Raw genomic sequence first — 16,250 nt, 5'->3', positions numbered from 1 at the left:
CCTATCTATTATATTTCGGTTCATTTCGGATAAGCTTTGGTCTTGCATGGAGCAGTTTTTGGGTATAGGGATGCTTGGGATGGTCGAAAAGCTGGAACACATCCGCCCTTTCGACTATTTCGCCATGCTGCATCACGGCCACCTCGTCCGCAAGCTCCGATATAACGCCCAAATCATGGGAAATGAGCAAAATTGCCATCCCATGCTCCACACGAAGGCGATCCAGCTCTTTGAGCACCCCAAGCTGATTGACCACATCCAGCGCCGTGGTGGGTTCATCGGCAATAACGACCGCAGGGCGAAGACTCATGCAAATGGCAATCATGACCCGCTGCAGCATCCCTCCGCTGAGCTGAAACGGATATTTGTTCAGCAGACTGGCGGGGTCAGGCAGGTTCACCGCTTCCATGGAGCTGACAGCGAGCTCCAGCGCCTGCTTTTTGGTCAAGCGGGTGTGTGTGCGAATCGTTTCGATAAAGGCATCGCCAATCGGATACACCGGAGTAAAAGCGCTCATCGGATTTTGCATAATCATGGCTATTTCCTTCCCACGAATTTGCCGCATTTCCTCCTCATGCAAGCCGCTCAGCTCGCGTCCGTTCAGCTTGACGCTGCCTTCAACGCTTGTTTGCCTGGGGTCCAGTAGCCGCAGCAGGGCATTGCATGTAACCGATTTGCCGCAGCCGCTTTCCCCGACAAGACCTAGCACGCTTCCGCGTTCTATTTCAAAATGAATATTCCGGACTAGCGGAGTCATCCCTTGCTTAGACTTTACATGTACATGCAAGCCGCTAACTTCCAATGCTTTGTACGCTTTTTCCACCTTGACCCCATCCCATTCACATCCGTCGTTTGACCCCGAATCGCTCAGACAACGCTTCGCCCAAAAGATTAAAGGATATGACCACTAACAAAATCATCAAGCCCGGATAAAGCATCAGCTCCGGATGGCTGCGTATAAAGGCTTTACCTTCATGGATCATGGCTCCCCATTCCGGTGTTGGCGGCTGAATACCGAGTCCCAGAAAGGATAGCGCTGAAATATCCATAATCGCCCAGCCCATTTCAAGCGTTCCCATGACCAAAATAGGCGGCAGCACGTTGGGGAGCACATGGCGCCTGATCACCTTCCACTCCGAGGAGCCGCTGATGCGGGCGGCCGCAATAAACTGCCGCTCCTTCAGACTAATAACCATACCGCGGAACATGCGGGCGTAATAAACCCATTGCACCAGCATCAGCGCCAGCACTACCTGCCCCAGGCCGGGGCCAAAAATGCCAACCATGCCTAATACAAGTACAAGATTGGGAACGGTCATCACCGCTTCGCAAAAGCGCATCAGCCAGGCATCCAGCCACCCGCCTCTGTAGCCGGAAATAACGCCAACCACCAAGCCGATGCCTAAAGAAGCGATAAAAATCAGAAAGGCCAGTCCAAGCGATATGCGGGCTCCATGCAATAAACGTGAAAAATTGTCGCGCCCCAAATGGTCCGTCCCTAGCCAATAGTCCCCTGAAGGAGGCTGCAGCTTAATCGCCAAATTCACCTTAACAGGATCATGCGGAGAAATCCATGGAGCAAAAAGCGCCACCATAGCAAAAAGAAGCAAAATAACCGAGCATACGGCAATGGCTTTCCGATCCCTCAGAATAGCGCGTAGTTTTGCAATCACGATTCGCTTCTTCCTTTCAGGGAAATTCGGGGGTCCATGTAGAGCTGAACCAGATCGGCAATGAGGTTGCAAATAATAAACAAACAAGCTGCCAGAAACACGTAACACTGAATAACGGGAATATCCCGGTTAAAAATCGCGTCTACAAAATAACGCCCGAACCCCGGCCATGAAAAAACCTGCTCCACAATGATGGCGCCGGTCAGCAATTTGCCTACGTTCATGCCAAGTCCCGTTATGACGGGAGCAATCGCTATTTTCAGCACATGCTTGACCATAATGATGCGTCCTTTGATACCGCGCGTCCTCGCATACATGACGTAAGGCTCCTGCAGCTGCTCCAGCACGCTGGCGCGAAGCAGCCGGGTATAAATCGCAATCAGCGCAAGCGACAGAGTAAGCGTTGGCAGCACAAGATGCAGCCATGAGCCCCTGCCTTCAACGGGGAGCAAATCCAGCTTGACGGAGAAAAAAAACACCAGCAAATAACCAAGCCAAAACTGGGGAATCGACGCGCCGATATAGGAAAGTCCTCTGCTAACGTAATCAATCACACTATTTTTGTAGACAGCGGACAAAAAACCAAGCGGTATGCTGACGATAATCGCAAAAAAAATGCTGCTGACGGCTAGCTGCGCCGTCGCAGGCATTTTGGACACGACCTCATCCCATACCGGCTCATTCGTTACATAGGATACGCCAAAATCAAGCTGCGCCATCTTGACAACGGTGCGCCCATACTGAACGAGCAGCGGCTGGTCCAGGCCAAATTCATGGCGCTTCTGGGCCAGCAGCTCCTCGGTCGGATGGATATGGGCAGCGGTTAAATAAGCCTCCGCCGGGTCAACGGGCGATACATGAATCAGAATAAATGTAATCAAAATCGTAAAAAGAATAATGGGAACGATTGCGAGCAATCGTTTCCCAATGTAGATAATCATGTATGTCCTCCCTGCCGGCTGCTTATTGCTGGCTGATGTCTATGCCTTCAAACGGATGTTCATCCCTATTTCCAGGGAAGGCAAACTCCGTCACCTTCTTTTGAAGCACAACGGTCTTTTTAATATACGAAATAGGCATAATCGCCGACTGCTCCTGCAGCGTGGTCAGGATAGAGCTGTACAGCTCCTGGCGCTTCATCTCGTCCGTCGAGCCCAGCGCCTCACGGATTTGCCCATCCAGCTCGCCCTTCATCGGCAAGCCTGCATTGGCCTCCGCAACGCCCCAGCCTTTTTCCGCCACAACATTAATGAAGGAATGCGGATCATACGGCGCTCCATAGTTGCTCCAGAAATCAAGATCGTAGTCGCCGGCCTTGCGGCGCTGAATCTGAGTGGTGAGCTCAAGTCCCGTAATATTCAGCTTAACGCCGATTGCGCTCCATTCCGCTTGCATCGTTTCAGCCATCGCTTTTTGAAGCGGATCTGTTTTGTCAAAAATCAATTCCAGCTCCAGCGCTTGACCATCCTTCTCGCGGACAGCTTTGCCGGATGGCAATACCCAGCCTGCTTCCTCCAGGTAAGCAGCCGCATGCTCGGGATTGTATTCAACAGGCTTCACATCAACCTTTGTCGTATAAGGGAAGTTTTGGGACAAAATAGTATCCGCCTTCTCCTCCAGCCCCAGCGTGATACCTTCTACCATCTGCTCCTTGTTGAAGCCGGCATGCAACGCCTGGCGCACCCGCAAATCAGCAAGAATAGGGTTTGTTGTATTCAGCAGCAAGCTTCTTGTTGCCACCGGCTCGGACAATGCCGTTGTATATTTGCCGGACTCCTTGAGCTGATTAAAAGCATCCATGCTGATGACGCCTTCGCCAAAAATCAAATCAAGCTCGCCTTTTTCAAAAGCAAGGACGCGAGTTTCCGGATCGGGAATAATTTTGACGGTGATTTTATCGATTTTTGGACTTTCGCCCCAATAATCAGGGTTGCGGGTAAATACCGCATATTCGTCCTTTTTATATTCTGCCAATATCCAGGGACCTGTTCCAACGGGCTTCTCTATGCCTTTGGAGGTATCATCGCCCGCCGGGAAACCCGCTTCGCCAAGGAAGCGAACAGGACGAACAAGCGAAAGATCCTGAATGGCCGGATAATACGCTTGCTTCAGCGTCATTTTGAACGTGTATTCGTCAACCGCCTCTGTTTTGTCCAGCATATTGATAACGCCAAGCCAGCTATGCAAATTGGCATTTTTCATAACGGCGTCAAAATTGCGTTTGACGATTGCCGCGTTAAAAGCCGTTCCATCAGAAAACTTCACATTCTGACGCAGCTTGAATGTATATTCCTTGCCATCGTCCGATATGCTCCAAGATTCAGCCAGCATTGGCTCAAGCTTGCCTCCGGCTTTGTAGCCGACGAGCGGCTCATAGATCATAGATTGGGCAAATAGCTGTGAGGGATTATAGGCATGGGGATTCATTGGACCAACGTCGCGCGGCCAGGATAGCGTAATGGCCTTTTCTCCTGCGACTGCCGACTGATTACCCGTTTCATTTGTTGAGCCCGGGCTGCCTTCCTGCTTGCTGCAAGCCATTAGCAGCGTTGATAGAAGTATCATCAAGGCAGCGATAGATAGCAGCGTCTTCTTGGTTGTCATCCTCATCTTGTCTTTTGCTCCGTTTCGGTTAAGTAATAATGATTCTCATTAATAATAGTGAAAAGCATTCATGCTGTCAATATGCGCGAAACAACAAACGGCTTTGTACCCCATGCAGGATAAAAGCCGTTTTGAAATAAATGAAGGTTATTGGTTAATTGCGATTTTCCAGCAGCAGTGAAGTAAAGGTGTCTAGCTGCTGCTCCAGCGAATAGGGGTCCTCCATCAGGAACTCGTCATCGTAAGCATTGCCATACAGATAAACCTGGTTTTTCTGAACGGCGGGCACCAGCTTCCAAATATTGCTCTGCATCGATTCTTCGAGCAATTCCTTATCGCCATTATAGACAAAAATATGGTCCCCCAGATAAGTAGGCAGCACCTCCAGCGAAATGGCTTCAAAACCATCCTTCATATCCAGAGCGCTTTGCGTTGGCTGCAGCTGCAACGTTTCATAGATTGTTGGCGCACCGTAATTGCCGCCTTTAGCGGCAAGCACGTAAACGACATTTTGGCTAAACTGAATGACGGATACGGTTTCGCCTTCCTTAACGGCACCTTTAATCTTCTCCCTGGCGGCTTCAGCTTTTTTCTCGTATTCCGCGATCCATTGTTCCGCTATATCCCTCTTACCAAACACATCACTGATCCGTTTGAATTTTTCCAGCGGTTCAACCGTAGACTCTCCTTCCCAATAAGGTACATATACGGTCGTGCCGATTTTTTCGTATTGCTCCAGCTCCTTGTCCACCGATACCAGAATCAGGTCAGGCTCGAGCTCCGTCATCCTCTCAAGGTCCAGAGGAAGGTCGCCTAAATCCTCAATGCCTGCCAACGTCTCCTCGGTGACCCCCGCTTTATCGAACCAGCCTTCATCCAACATAATATGTTTAACCCCGACCGGCTTAATGCCGAGCTTTAGCAGATGGCCCATATATTGATCGGCTACTATGCGTTTAGGATTGGCCGGAACCACGACATCGCCGCGCGGCGTAGATATTGTTCTTGTTTCAGCCTCTGCCGCCGTTGCTGTAGACGACGGACCGGAGGACGGAGCTTCACTTGTTCCGCTGCTCCCTCCAGTAGCGGAACAAGCAGACAGAATCAGACTCCAGGCTAACATCATAACTATGGCAACTTGCTTATTTCTCTGTTGCATATACGTTTCTCTCCCCTTTATATAATGAAAATGATTTTCAATATCATTATAAAAGAGAGGTTGTTTCTTTAAAAGGGCATTTTCTGATATGAGCAAGGGCAATTTCTGATCGTTGTCAGCCCCCGCGCCATTAATGCGAAAAGCGAGAGGCGTGCAGGCAGCATGCTTTTTGAAGCTGCGGCTAAAAGAATGGGCGTCGGGAAAACCAACTTGCTCGGCAACCTCCTGAAGCGTCATCTCGCTGCCAAGCAGCAATTGTTGAGCCGTTTGTATTCTGAGCTTATTCAAATACTGGATGGGACTAAGACCCAGCTTGTTTTTGAACAGACGGGACAAATGCCCTTCGCTGCAATCCAGAAAGAAGGAAATCGCGGTTAGCGAAACCGGCTCACGATAATGCTCATGTATGTAGCGTATGGCTTGACTTACTCTGTCCGGCGATTCCGGCTCCACCTCCTGCAGTCGAAGCTGCCAGAGCAGCTCGTGGATAAACTGCTGAAAGGTGGCTTTAGCCTGTAGCGAGCCAAGCTCTGACGCGCTGTTCCATTGGGCATACATGCTTACAAGCCGTTCATATAGCTTAACGGGATAACGGGGCCCAAATTCGTAATGGAACAGAAACGGATTGTCGGCCTCCGCCAGCTCGACAATTGCCGAAGGACATGAGGAAGTCAATACAGCTTTGTACAGCACCATGTACATTTGAAGCGACTCTATAGCATGTACCCGCAGCCTTGCCCCTTTGCCTCCATGAAACAGCCGGTAAACGCCTGCCGAATAACTTTTTTCGTCCAAATTCAGCAGTGCTTGTCCTTTAGTCATATACAGAAAAACGCTGCACGGAAAACGGTAATCCGCCAGCTTCTCCCCACGCTGCAGAGTCATCAGTCTGACATCCATTATTTTAATATAGGCATGATTCCATACTTTAATTTGATTATTTAATCTCATTCCAAACCCCTGCTTCCTGAAGCAGCTCGCCAAGCAAGTCAAGCTGTCCTTCAATTGAAATGGGATCAAAATAAGAAATTTGCTCATGACTCAGCTCGAATACCCGGTTGCCCGCAACGGCGGGAAGACTTCTCCATCCTTCCCTTCCCTCAATCTGACGTATGCCTTCGCCTTCATTCACCACAAAAATGTAATCTGCTTCCCACGCATAGTCATTCAATGCACTAATGGGCAGATTTTGCCTGATTTGATCGCCGTTATCGATGAGCCTTTGCACCATTAACGGCGGGTTAAAGCGAAGACCGCGATAAATGCTCCATCCTCCTCTGCCGTAATTATCGCCAAACACGGCAAACTGGCTTCCGTTGCTCTGGATTCTAAGAATAACTGCAGTTAGCTGTTCCGTAGGGACGCCAGCCTCCTTCAGCTTCCGACGGATGGCTGACGCTTTCCGTTCATAACGGACAATAAACCGTTCCGCCGCTTGCGGGTTGCCGACAATTCTGCCCAGCATGCGTGTTTCTTCATAGAGATGACGATGCCCGTCGTATGGAATAAACACCGCTGGCGCAATGCTCTGCAATTGCTCATAATGATGGCGGTTATGGTCGTTCAGCAGTATCAAATCAGGCTTAAGGCCGGCAATCTGCTCCAGCGTTGGCGAAACGCCAAGATCAACCGTTTGTGCTTCGCGCTCCCTCAGAAAAGCGCTGCCTCCCCACCAGGTCAGGTTCGCCCCGACAGGAGTGACGCCCATTGCTATAACCGTCCCGCTGTAATAAAGCGCAACGATACGCATTCCATCACGTTTCCGGCTGGCATATTGCTTTGGCGATTCACCAACAATTTGCTTAAAGCGGCGGCTAAAATAATACACATCCTGATACCCCACGCTGCTTGCAATGCCGTTTAAGGTTCCATTCCAGGAAACAAGCTGCCGCTTGGCCCGGTTTATGCGCAATCTGGCGATATAGTCCAGCGGATTCAACCCCGTCATCTCCTTAAACATGGAGGTGAACTGCCTAAGTCCGCTATTGGCCTTCAGCGCTAGCTGTGTGACGGAGTAATCCTGTGTCGGGTCGCTATGCAGCATGTCCAATATGCGGTTAAGCTCCGCATACGGGGCTTCCTTGCTTAGCCAGTTCCGCTGGTACAAATAAAACAGAAGCTGCTGCAGCAAAATATGTCTCTCAAAGGCTGCAAGCTCATGGCTTGCGCTGTCGCAGGCAAGCAGCTCCTCCAGCATTCTTTTCCAGCGACTGAAGGGTTCGATATCCAGCTTTCCGTAAAAAGGAAACGGCAATGATGTGTCCGCAGCGTTGTTGCTCCCAACAATGGCAGCATCCAGCTCCAAAAGGCAATAGGATAACCCTGCCTTGTCGTCAGGGTTCATTTTTATGACACCGGAAGGCGGAAGAAGAAAACAGCCTCCCTTACGAAGCCGGTAATATTTTCCTTCCAATTGACCGGCGCCGTTTCCGCTCATGATAGCAATCAGCGTATGCTGGGTTGGAAATTGCTGAACCTCTCCGCTGCCCGGCTCGCAAGTGACTAATTGAATGTCTTTTAGACTGTACAGCCATTTATCAAGCGACAGCTTCAACATCTCGGCCAATGGGATACCCTCCTTCCAGCATTTCTAGTTGAGAATAAGAATCAATGATTTTATTGTAACGAAAGTAAAGCAGCGTTTCAATTATTATCTTAAGCTAATCTATTAAGCGGATAATCAGAAAAATGGCCTTGTGGGTACAAAAAAAACGATGCCCTCTTTTGGTAGAGAGCATCGGATCGCATTCGCATTCCTGTTTTGCCTTATTTTTAGTCTTATGGCAGCTGTAATAGAAGCTCGGTAATGGAGTCGATTTGTCCATTGATTGATATGGGATCGAAGTAGTAGTAGCTTTTGCCGTCCAGCTCAATAACGCGTCCTTCCTTGACCGCAGGAATCGATTGCCACAACGCTTTTTCCTGAATTTCATCAATGCCTTCGCTTTCTTTGGAAACAAAAATGTAGTCCGCGTCGGCTACGAATTCGGGAAGCAGCTCCATGGATAGCTGCTGCACTAATCCCAGACCGTCCTTCTCCAGCTCCTCTTTAATTTTATCCGGCTGCTGAAGCTTTAACCCTTCATAAATCGACCAGCCGCCACGGCCATAGTTTTCGCCAAACACAGCAAACTGGCCGCCTTGCCCTTCAATTCGGATGATAGCCGCTTTAGCGTTTTCATCCACCTTGCCAGCCAGCTTCGCGCGAGCGGCCGCCGCTTTTTCCTCAAACTCGGCCAGCAGCTTATCGCCAACTTCCGGCTTGCCGAGCAGCTCTGCAATCAGCTTAGCGTCTTCGTAGACGTTTCTTTTGGCGTCATAGGGAATCAAAACGGTTGGCGCTATTTCGGACAGTTGGTCATAATCCGCTTCGTTATTGTTGTTGACGATAATCAAATCAGGTTCAAGTGCAATAACGGCCTCCATAGACGGCGGGCCGCCGACATCAACAATGCCGTCGCCCTCCAGCTCGGCCAGATATGGACTGCCGCCCCACCAGGTCAGGTTTGCGCCAACCGGCTTAACGCCAAAGGCAAGTAAAATATGATGGTAATACAATGACACAATTCTTTTTGGCTCTGCCGGAATTTCTACGTCCCCTTTAACCGTGCTGACAACGCGTGTTCCATTCGAGGACTGACTTTCCGGCGACGGCGATGCAGCAGCTTCCGTTGAAGCCGCAGTCTCAGTCGCGGGAGAAGCCCCTGCTCTGGCATTCTCCCCATTTCCTCCACCAATCGCGCCGCCTCCACACGCGGCTATAAACAACATTAAACTCGCCATCAGGATGGCGGACACCCTTTTTCTCATCGACCCAGCCTGCATTCTGTAACCCTCCATTTTGATAATAGTTCTCATTTGTAGCCTAGTATACGAAAAAAAAGGAGGAGCTAGCAATGGATATTCTGGATTAATTGTTGCGATTTCTGATGGGTATTTGTTTTTTTGTGCAGGTTTGTTAAGCTGTTGAGTATGATTCGCAGCGTAATTAGCAGGCGACAGGGGGAGATCATGATAGTGAATAAACAATTGATTGCGGCGGCAGAACGAGGGGATACAACTGAGGTATTGAAAATGCTGGAGGCCGGGGCTGACATTGGGGCACAGGACGAAAAAGGCAGAACAGCGGTTGTAGCCGCAACGTACGGCAATCATGTCGATACAGTGGAGGCGTTAATTGCACAAGGCGCCGATATAAATATTCGCGACAACATGCTAAACAATGTGCTGCTGTATGCCGGAGCATCAGGATACCTGGATATTGTGAGGCTGGCGATTGGCGCGGAAGCTGATACAACTCTGACCAACCGTTTTGGCGGAACTGCACTTATTCCCGCTGCTGATCGCGGTCATGTTGAGGTTGTAAAAGAACTGCTGGAGCATTCGGATGTCAAAATAGATCATATAAACAATTTAAACTGGACGGCATTGCTGGAGGCCGTCATTCTCGGCGACGGCGGAGAGCGGCATCAGACGATCGTCAAGCTGCTGCTGGACTATGGAGCCGATCCTGCTATCGGCGATGGTGACGGCATAACTCCATTGGTGCATGCCAAGGCACGGGGCTATAAGGAAATAATTAAACTGCTGGAAGCTGCCAGCCACTCATAAACGGTTGAAGTAAAATGAGTATAAAAAAGGAGTGAAGTCTATGACAACAATTGCGTGGGATGACTTCATGAAGGTCGAATTGCGTGTTGGCCGCATTATCCAGGCCGAGCCTTTTCCCGAAGCACGAAAGCCAGCGTATAAGCTGCTGCTGGATTTTGGGCCGGAGGTTGGGCAGAGGAAATCAAGCGCCCAGATCACCGGGCTTTATACACCCGATTCCTTGTTAGGCAAGCTGGTAGTAGCCGTGGTCAATTTTCCGCCAAAGCAAATTGGATCATTCATGTCTGAATGCCTGGTTACGGGGTTTCACAATGAGCAAGGAGATGTTGCCTTGTGCGTGCCAGACCAATCGGTGCCGCTTGGCACTCGCTTGCTTTGATGGCACTTTAATTTGCGTGAACGTTGATGTATGACATGCTATATAAGTTGAACAAAAGAAAAGTAGCGACAGGCCAGAGTGTGAGGGGTTCTGGAGAAAAGCATATGCTTACGAAGTAACGTTCTTCCAGAACGTTTTAAGCGGTCGCATGTGTTCCCGGATTTCACCATTTGAAACTATCATTCAGGGAAATCTGGGAACAACTGCGATCGGAAGAACTTTTCACACGCCGGCCTACACCGCTGAAACTCTTTCGCGCCCGGCATTGGTACTCCAACATTTTAGGCTTAGCTGATTTGGAAATGGAAAATGGCTTGAAGCTTTTACTAATGAATTGGGGCGAGAATCATAAACCAATCAATGATGGGGCGGTATTTAGTCTATACTCTCCTGACATCAAACAAGCCCATGAATCACTGAAGGCGCGTGGCGCCACGGTGGATGAGGTCGCCCGGTACGGAGCGGATTATTGGGGTTTTCATGTCACTGATTCCGAGGGAAATTTAATTTTAATCATTGATCAAGCCAGTTAATAACTGCTCTAACAGCCTTGCAGCACCTGCATAATGCTATTATTTCTAACCAATAGTAACTACCAAAAAGGCTTCTAAAGTGACAGAAGCCTTTTTGGAGTGTCCATCCGATCAGTTCTTTATTCCCCCGCCTTCTCCAGCTCCATACAAGCCAGCACAAAAGCGCCGACGCCATGAAGGTCGTTGCTGCTGGTTGGGCGGGTGACATAGTTTTCATAGTCGCCCGCAGGGGTGCCGATGCAAATATCAGGCAGCTCGACACGTCCGCTTTCGTCCACCAGCAGGACGTTGATCAAGCCTTCGTAGCCGCGCCGCGCGGCTGCAAGCTCTTCCTCGCCCGCCAGTCCCAGACGGCAGGCCTTCGCCAATGTATAAACAAACAGCGCCGTGCATGAGGTTTCCAGCCAGTTATCCTCCAGATGTCCCTTGTCAACGACCTGGTACCACAGCCCGGTAGCCTCGTCCTGATATTGAACAAGCGCTTTAGCCAGAGAAGCCAGCTCTGCCTGCAGCTCTTGCTTTCCTTCTGCGCCATCCTCCAGCTCATCAAGAAACTGGGCAACAGCCAGCCCGTACCACCCGATTGAGCGCCCCCAAAATTCCGGCGAACGGCCTGTCGCCGCGTCTGCCCAAGGCATTCGCCGGCTTTCGTCCCAGGCATGATAAAGCAAGCCCGTTTCGTTATCCTTCATCGCATGACGCATAAGCCTTTCCTGATGCAGCGCTGTTGCGCGCAAGCCGTCATCGCCATACGCATTAGCATATTTCAGAGCAAAAACCCCGCCCATATACAAACCGTCAAGCCACATATTGTAAGCATATTTATCCTTGTGCCAAAAGCCGCCTTCGCTCGTCCGGTTCAGCGTTTGGAACAGGGACCGCAGCTTTTCCAGCGCAACCCGGTATTTCCGCTCTCCGTAACGTTCGTCAAGCCGGAACAGCAGCAGCCCCGGCTGAATGGCGTCCAGCTCATCGCGGGCAAACGCAAAATTGCCATTTTCGTCAATCAGCTTGTCCACATACCTTTTAATGTAAGCCTCGTACCGCTCGTCGCGATTAACAAGCCATAGCTCCTCCATTCCGCACAGGAAGACGCCCTGATGATAATGCCAACGGCCAGCGGGCGGCAGCTCCTCGGGCAAGTAACTCGCCATAAGCGAATCACAAGCCGCGGCAGCCCAATCCATCGGTGAATAATTAGCCTTCTCCGTCATCCCCTACACTCCTCGTCCAGTATCTTTTTTCCGACTCGTCAGCCCTTGATGGAGCCAATTAAAGCCCCTTTGGCAAAATGCTTTTGCAAAAACGGGTAAACCACCAAAATCGGCATCGTCGCCACAACAATAACCGCCATTTTGATCGTCTGGTCCGGAGGAGGCACCGCCGTATCCAGATCGGAGCTGTAATCCAGTCCGCTCGCCAATACAACAATTTGCCGCAGCAGCACTTGAATAGGCCATTTGGCGTTATCGTTCAAATAAATAATCGCGCTTAAATAGGTATTCCAATACGTCACCGCATAAAACAGCGATATAGTTGCAATGGCGGGCATGGATAATGGCAGCACGATGCGGAACAAAATGCCGAAGTCGTTGCACCCGTCAATTTTAGCAGATTCCTCCAGCCCTTCGGGTATATTTTGAAAGAAATTTTTGAGGATGATTAGGTTGAAGGCGCTGATGGCCGATGGAATAATCAAGGCTGCATAGGAGTCAATTAAGCCAAGCTCCTTCACAACCAGAAACGTCGGAATCATTCCGCCGCTGAACAGCATGGTAAATACAACCATAAACATAATGACCCTGCGCCCGTCCAGATCGCGGCGCGACAAGCCATAGCCCATCAGGCACGACATCAGCATGCTGAACAACGTTCCTATAAGGGTTGTCCCGGCCGACACGCCCATTGCCCGGAATATCGTATCGGTGGAAAAAATAAACTTGTATGCGTCAAAGCTCCATATCGTGGGAATGAGTATAAATTTTTTGACCGCCATCTCCGCGCTTGTTGTAAAGGAGCCTGCAACAACATGCAGAAAAGGCAGGATCGTAATCAACGCAATAATGGTTAACAGCGAAAAGTTAACGATGGAAAACATGCGACCGCCAAATGACTTATCCTCTACCATGATTGACCTCCCGAACGGCCGGGGCTTAATAAACGCCCTCTTCTCCCATTTTTTTCGCCAGCTTGTTCGCCAGCATAACCAGGACCAGACCTACAAACGATTTGAAGAAACCAATCGCCGTGCTATAGCTGAACTGCCCTTGCCGGAGACCGGCGGTATAGACGTACGTATCAATAATTTCCGCGACCTCGCGGTTCATCGAGTTAAGCAGCAAATATACATGCTCGAAACCAAGCTCCAGCACGTCGCCGATTTTCAGAATCAGCAGAATAACAATGACGCTGCGAATCGCCGGAAGCGTAATATGCCAAACCTGGCGCAATCGTCCGGCGCCGTCCATGCGCGCCGCCTCATACAGCTGCGGATCAACGGAAGCGATAGCCGCCAGATAAATAATCGTTCCCCATCCCGCTTCCCTCCAGATGACTTGAAGGATATAAGTGGGCCTGAACCATTCCGTGCTAAGCAAAAAGTTGATTTTTTCAAAGCCGAAATAAACAAGAAGCTCGTTAATAATTCCACCGTCCGAGGTCAGCATAACAAAGCTGATGGATACGATAATGACCCATGACATAAAATGCGGCAAATAAACCAAGGTCTGAAACGTCCGTTTGAAAAAAGAAATCCGAACCTCGTTCAGCATCAAAGCCAATATAATGGGAATCGGAAAATAAAACACCAGATTCATCCCGAACAGCAGCAGTGTATTGACGAGGATGTTTAAAAAATCCGGCTCAGTGAACAATCGCTCGAAATGCTTCAGCCCAACCCAATCGCTGCCGGTAATGCCCTTGAACGGCCGGTAATCCTGAAGGGCAATGACCAGGCCCCCCATCGGAATATATTTGAAAATAATAAAATAAAAAATGCCGGGCACTATCATGAGATACAAATATTTGTTGCGCCACAGTCTTTTCTTAAGCTCGCTGCTTCGAGGCCGGGGAGCTTTTGGGCTCCGAATGACGATATCATCCATGCTGAATCTTCCTTTCTGCGGAAGGCTGGCTGCCTGGCCCCGTCCGTCCGGCCGGAATGGACGGAGCCTAATGACAGCAACTGTTTATACATGAGGTTGCTATTACTGCTTGCTATAAGCCGCGTTAAATTCCTCGATGATGGCGTCGCCGCCGCGTTTTTTCCAATCGCTTACCGCTTTCTCAAAGCCGGCTTTGTCAATGGAGCCGTATATATATTTGTAAGTAGCATCCTTGATCAGCTCCTGAAGCTCCGTCCCCTTCTGGGTGAACGTTGCGGAATCAAGCGCCGAGGTCGGGTCGTGAACAGCGATTTTTTCATTTTCCACAATGAGCTGCTCGGCGTGAATGCGCGCCGGCAAATCATGGTAGCCTTCATACATTCCGTTTGTTTCGGGCTCTCCGATGACGCTGTCCTTGAAGCCTTTGACCTCGCGCTCCGTAAGCTCCTGATTTTCCGTTGCTTTGGCTTTGTTATCCTGCACCGTGTAATGCACGCCATCCTGTCCCCAATACATCATATTGGCCACCTCGGGCGTCATCATTTTATCGAAAAAGGCCAAAATGCTTTTAAGCTCGGCTTCGTCCTTTATTGCGGATTTCGGGAAAAGCGCCACGTTGTTATAACCCGGAATCGCCCATGCAGCGAATTTGCCGTCCGGCCCCGCTACCATGCTATGCACATCTACAACGGCATCCGGCACGTTTTTGACCAGATCCTTCACCAGCGAGTTGACGTCCTGCATGGAGCCGATATAGACGCCCGCTTTGCCGCTTGTAAACAGACTAACCTGATCCGTTTTACTGGTTGCCGCAAAATCGACGTTCATCCATTTGTTTTCCCGTACTTTTTTCATAAAATCCATCGTGTCCATATATTGAGGAAATACAAACTCCGGCTGCAGCTGGCCGTCCAGTTCACCCCAGCTGTTTGGCGTGCCAAACCAGGCTGCTACTGTCTTGAACGCTCCATACACCAGATCATTGCGATCCGCAAGCCCAATCGTGTCCTGCTGACTGTTGCCGTCAGGATCGCCGGTTGTAAACTTTTCCAGCATGTTGTAAAGCTCGTCGACATTAGCCGGAGCCTGCAGCTCAAGCTTGTCGGCCCAGTCCTTGCGGTAAATCATCCCCTGACGGGCCAGCGGCCTGCCGATATATAGCGAATAAAGCTTGCCGTCCACCTTGGTATTGTTCAAAATCTCTTCCTTCAGCTTGCTCAGGTTGGGGAATTCACTGAGGTAAGGTCCGATTTCCCAGAACTGCCCTTCCCGGATCGCTTCCTTCATCTGAACGAAGGTCGCCTGGTTTTTCAAATACGTAACCTGTGGCAGAGACCCTGTTGCAAAAGACGTATTCAGCTTCTCCTCATAGGTGTCAGCAGGAAAAAACTGATACGTCAGCTTGGTGTTCGTAAGCTTTTCCACTTCGTTTTTAATTGTGTCGGGCGGCGTCTCCGCGATATTGAGCGGAAGCATGATCGTAATTTCTGTCGGTTTCTCCGGTTGATTTTCTCCCTGTTCGGCCGCCGCTGACGGGTTTGCCGAGCTTTCGCCTCCATTGTTCCCGCCATTGCTGCCTTTGCCTGAATTACCGCTTGAGCAAGCCGTCAGCACAAGAGTAAATGCAAGCACAATGCTGACCATCATGTAAAAGGATTTTGTCTTCATTAACCGTGACCCCTCCATTTAAACGTTGTGGTTGCTGCTCCATCAGGCTAACACCGTTTATCGGGGTACCGAAACAATCATTTTGGACATTGCCGCGTTTAAATCCCCTTTTGACGCAGCATCTGAGCTAATGATTATTGTGTTGAATGGGGACACCATCGGGACAGAAAAAGGCCCGATGGGCAGGTCGGATTATATTGGCGTGAATAGCATCTCTTGGCATCCGACGATTACGCAGACGCCGATTAAGCAGATGGGAGCAGCTCATACGATACGGCGGATTAAGCGGATAGAAATAATAGCTCCAGAATGAATAGCTTTATATGATAGGACGGATCAAGTAGGCGGGATTTGCTCATACGACACGACAGAGTAAATAGATGGGTAGCGGTAGCAATGAGAGGGTTCGAGGGGGGGTTACTGTATGTAACGGACCTTAGTGTCTATGCTTGACCCACAATGCTTCCAAAAAACTGGATGTTGAAAACATAGCTACCCAACGAAGGTTCTCTCCGTTAT

At 49.9% G+C, this 16,250-nt stretch carries 14 protein-coding genes; 3 read left to right on the top strand and 11 right to left on the bottom strand.

From position 1 onward, the window contains the following. Position 1 precedes the first annotated feature (1 nt). The 7 genes from nikD to A7K91_RS11130 all read right to left on the bottom strand — a co-directional run bounded on the left by nikD (position 2) and on the right by A7K91_RS11130 (position 9,261). Complete coding sequence (gene nikD / locus A7K91_RS11160) at positions 2 to 823, bottom strand: nickel import ATP-binding protein NikD (RefSeq protein ID WP_068682645.1); 822 nt, start codon at positions 821 to 823, stop codon at positions 2 to 4. Between the two features lie 16 nt (positions 824 to 839). After that, complete coding sequence (gene nikC, locus A7K91_RS11155) at positions 840 to 1,673, bottom strand: nickel ABC transporter permease subunit NikC (RefSeq protein ID WP_068682643.1); 834 nt, start codon at positions 1,671 to 1,673, stop codon at positions 840 to 842. Beyond that, on the bottom strand, positions 1,670 to 2,614 hold the full coding sequence (gene nikB / locus A7K91_RS11150) for a nickel ABC transporter permease subunit NikB (RefSeq protein ID WP_068682641.1): 945 nt from the start codon (positions 2,612 to 2,614) through the stop codon (positions 1,670 to 1,672). Before nikB ends, nikC begins: the two co-directional genes overlap by 4 nt. Positions 2,615 to 2,636: 22 nt before the next feature. After that, positions 2,637 to 4,283, bottom strand: a complete 1,647-nt coding sequence (gene nikA / locus A7K91_RS11145; protein WP_068682639.1) for a nickel ABC transporter substrate-binding protein — start codon at positions 4,281 to 4,283, stop codon at positions 2,637 to 2,639. Between the two features lie 148 nt (positions 4,284 to 4,431). Next, positions 4,432 to 6,387: an AraC family transcriptional regulator gene (locus tag A7K91_RS11140; protein ID WP_068682637.1), complete on the bottom strand. Its 1,956-nt coding sequence runs from the start codon at positions 6,385 to 6,387 to the stop codon at positions 4,432 to 4,434. Next, complete coding sequence (locus A7K91_RS11135; protein WP_245697440.1) at positions 6,374 to 7,993, bottom strand: AraC family transcriptional regulator; 1,620 nt, start codon at positions 7,991 to 7,993, stop codon at positions 6,374 to 6,376. The genes A7K91_RS11140 and A7K91_RS11135 overlap by 14 nt, the downstream gene beginning before the upstream one ends. Before the next feature lie 221 nt (positions 7,994 to 8,214). Further along, the gene (locus A7K91_RS11130) at positions 8,215 to 9,261 is read right to left on the bottom strand and encodes an ABC transporter substrate-binding protein (RefSeq protein WP_068682633.1); all 1,047 of its coding nucleotides are present in this window, start codon (positions 9,259 to 9,261) and stop codon (positions 8,215 to 8,217) included. A 186-nt stretch (positions 9,262 to 9,447) separates the two neighbouring features. Here A7K91_RS11130 and A7K91_RS11125 point away from each other — a divergent pair, with 186 nt between their 5' ends. From A7K91_RS11125 to A7K91_RS11115, 3 genes are all read left to right on the top strand, one after another. Beyond that, positions 9,448 to 10,047, top strand: a complete 600-nt coding sequence (locus A7K91_RS11125; RefSeq protein WP_425415657.1) for an ankyrin repeat domain-containing protein — start codon at positions 9,448 to 9,450, stop codon at positions 10,045 to 10,047. 40 nt (positions 10,048 to 10,087) lie between these two features. Next, entirely contained in the window at positions 10,088 to 10,426 is a 339-nt protein-coding gene (locus tag A7K91_RS11120) for a tRNA-binding protein (RefSeq protein ID WP_068682631.1), read from the top strand. Positions 10,427 to 10,596: 170 nt separating this feature from the next. After that, the gene (locus A7K91_RS11115) at positions 10,597 to 10,959 is read left to right on the top strand and encodes a VOC family protein (protein WP_068682629.1); all 363 of its coding nucleotides are present in this window, start codon (positions 10,597 to 10,599) and stop codon (positions 10,957 to 10,959) included. Between the two features lie 119 nt (positions 10,960 to 11,078). On the opposite strand, the gene A7K91_RS11110 is transcribed toward A7K91_RS11115, so the two are convergent. The 4 genes from A7K91_RS11110 to A7K91_RS11095 all read right to left on the bottom strand — a co-directional run bounded on the left by A7K91_RS11110 (position 11,079) and on the right by A7K91_RS11095 (position 15,731). Next, positions 11,079 to 12,173 (bottom strand): glycoside hydrolase family 88/105 protein, encoded by a 1,095-nt coding sequence (locus tag A7K91_RS11110; RefSeq protein WP_068682627.1) that lies wholly within the window; start codon positions 12,171 to 12,173, stop codon positions 11,079 to 11,081. A gap of 38 nt (positions 12,174 to 12,211) precedes the next feature. Beyond that, a complete protein-coding gene (locus A7K91_RS11105; protein WP_068682625.1) occupies positions 12,212 to 13,087 on the bottom strand; it encodes a carbohydrate ABC transporter permease in 876 nt (291 codons plus the stop codon). A 25-nt stretch (positions 13,088 to 13,112) separates the two neighbouring features. After that, complete coding sequence (locus A7K91_RS11100) at positions 13,113 to 14,063, bottom strand: ABC transporter permease (RefSeq protein ID WP_068682623.1); 951 nt, start codon at positions 14,061 to 14,063, stop codon at positions 13,113 to 13,115. Between the two features lie 102 nt (positions 14,064 to 14,165). After that, positions 14,166 to 15,731: an extracellular solute-binding protein gene (locus A7K91_RS11095; protein ID WP_068682621.1), complete on the bottom strand. Its 1,566-nt coding sequence runs from the start codon at positions 15,729 to 15,731 to the stop codon at positions 14,166 to 14,168. Positions 15,732 to 16,250 lie beyond the last annotated feature (519 nt).

The sequence above is a fragment of the Paenibacillus oryzae genome (assembly GCF_001675045.1).
Classification (GTDB): domain Bacteria; phylum Bacillota; class Bacilli; order Paenibacillales; family Paenibacillaceae; genus Pristimantibacillus; species Pristimantibacillus oryzae.
This window is presented reverse-complemented; position numbering and strand designations above follow the sequence as displayed.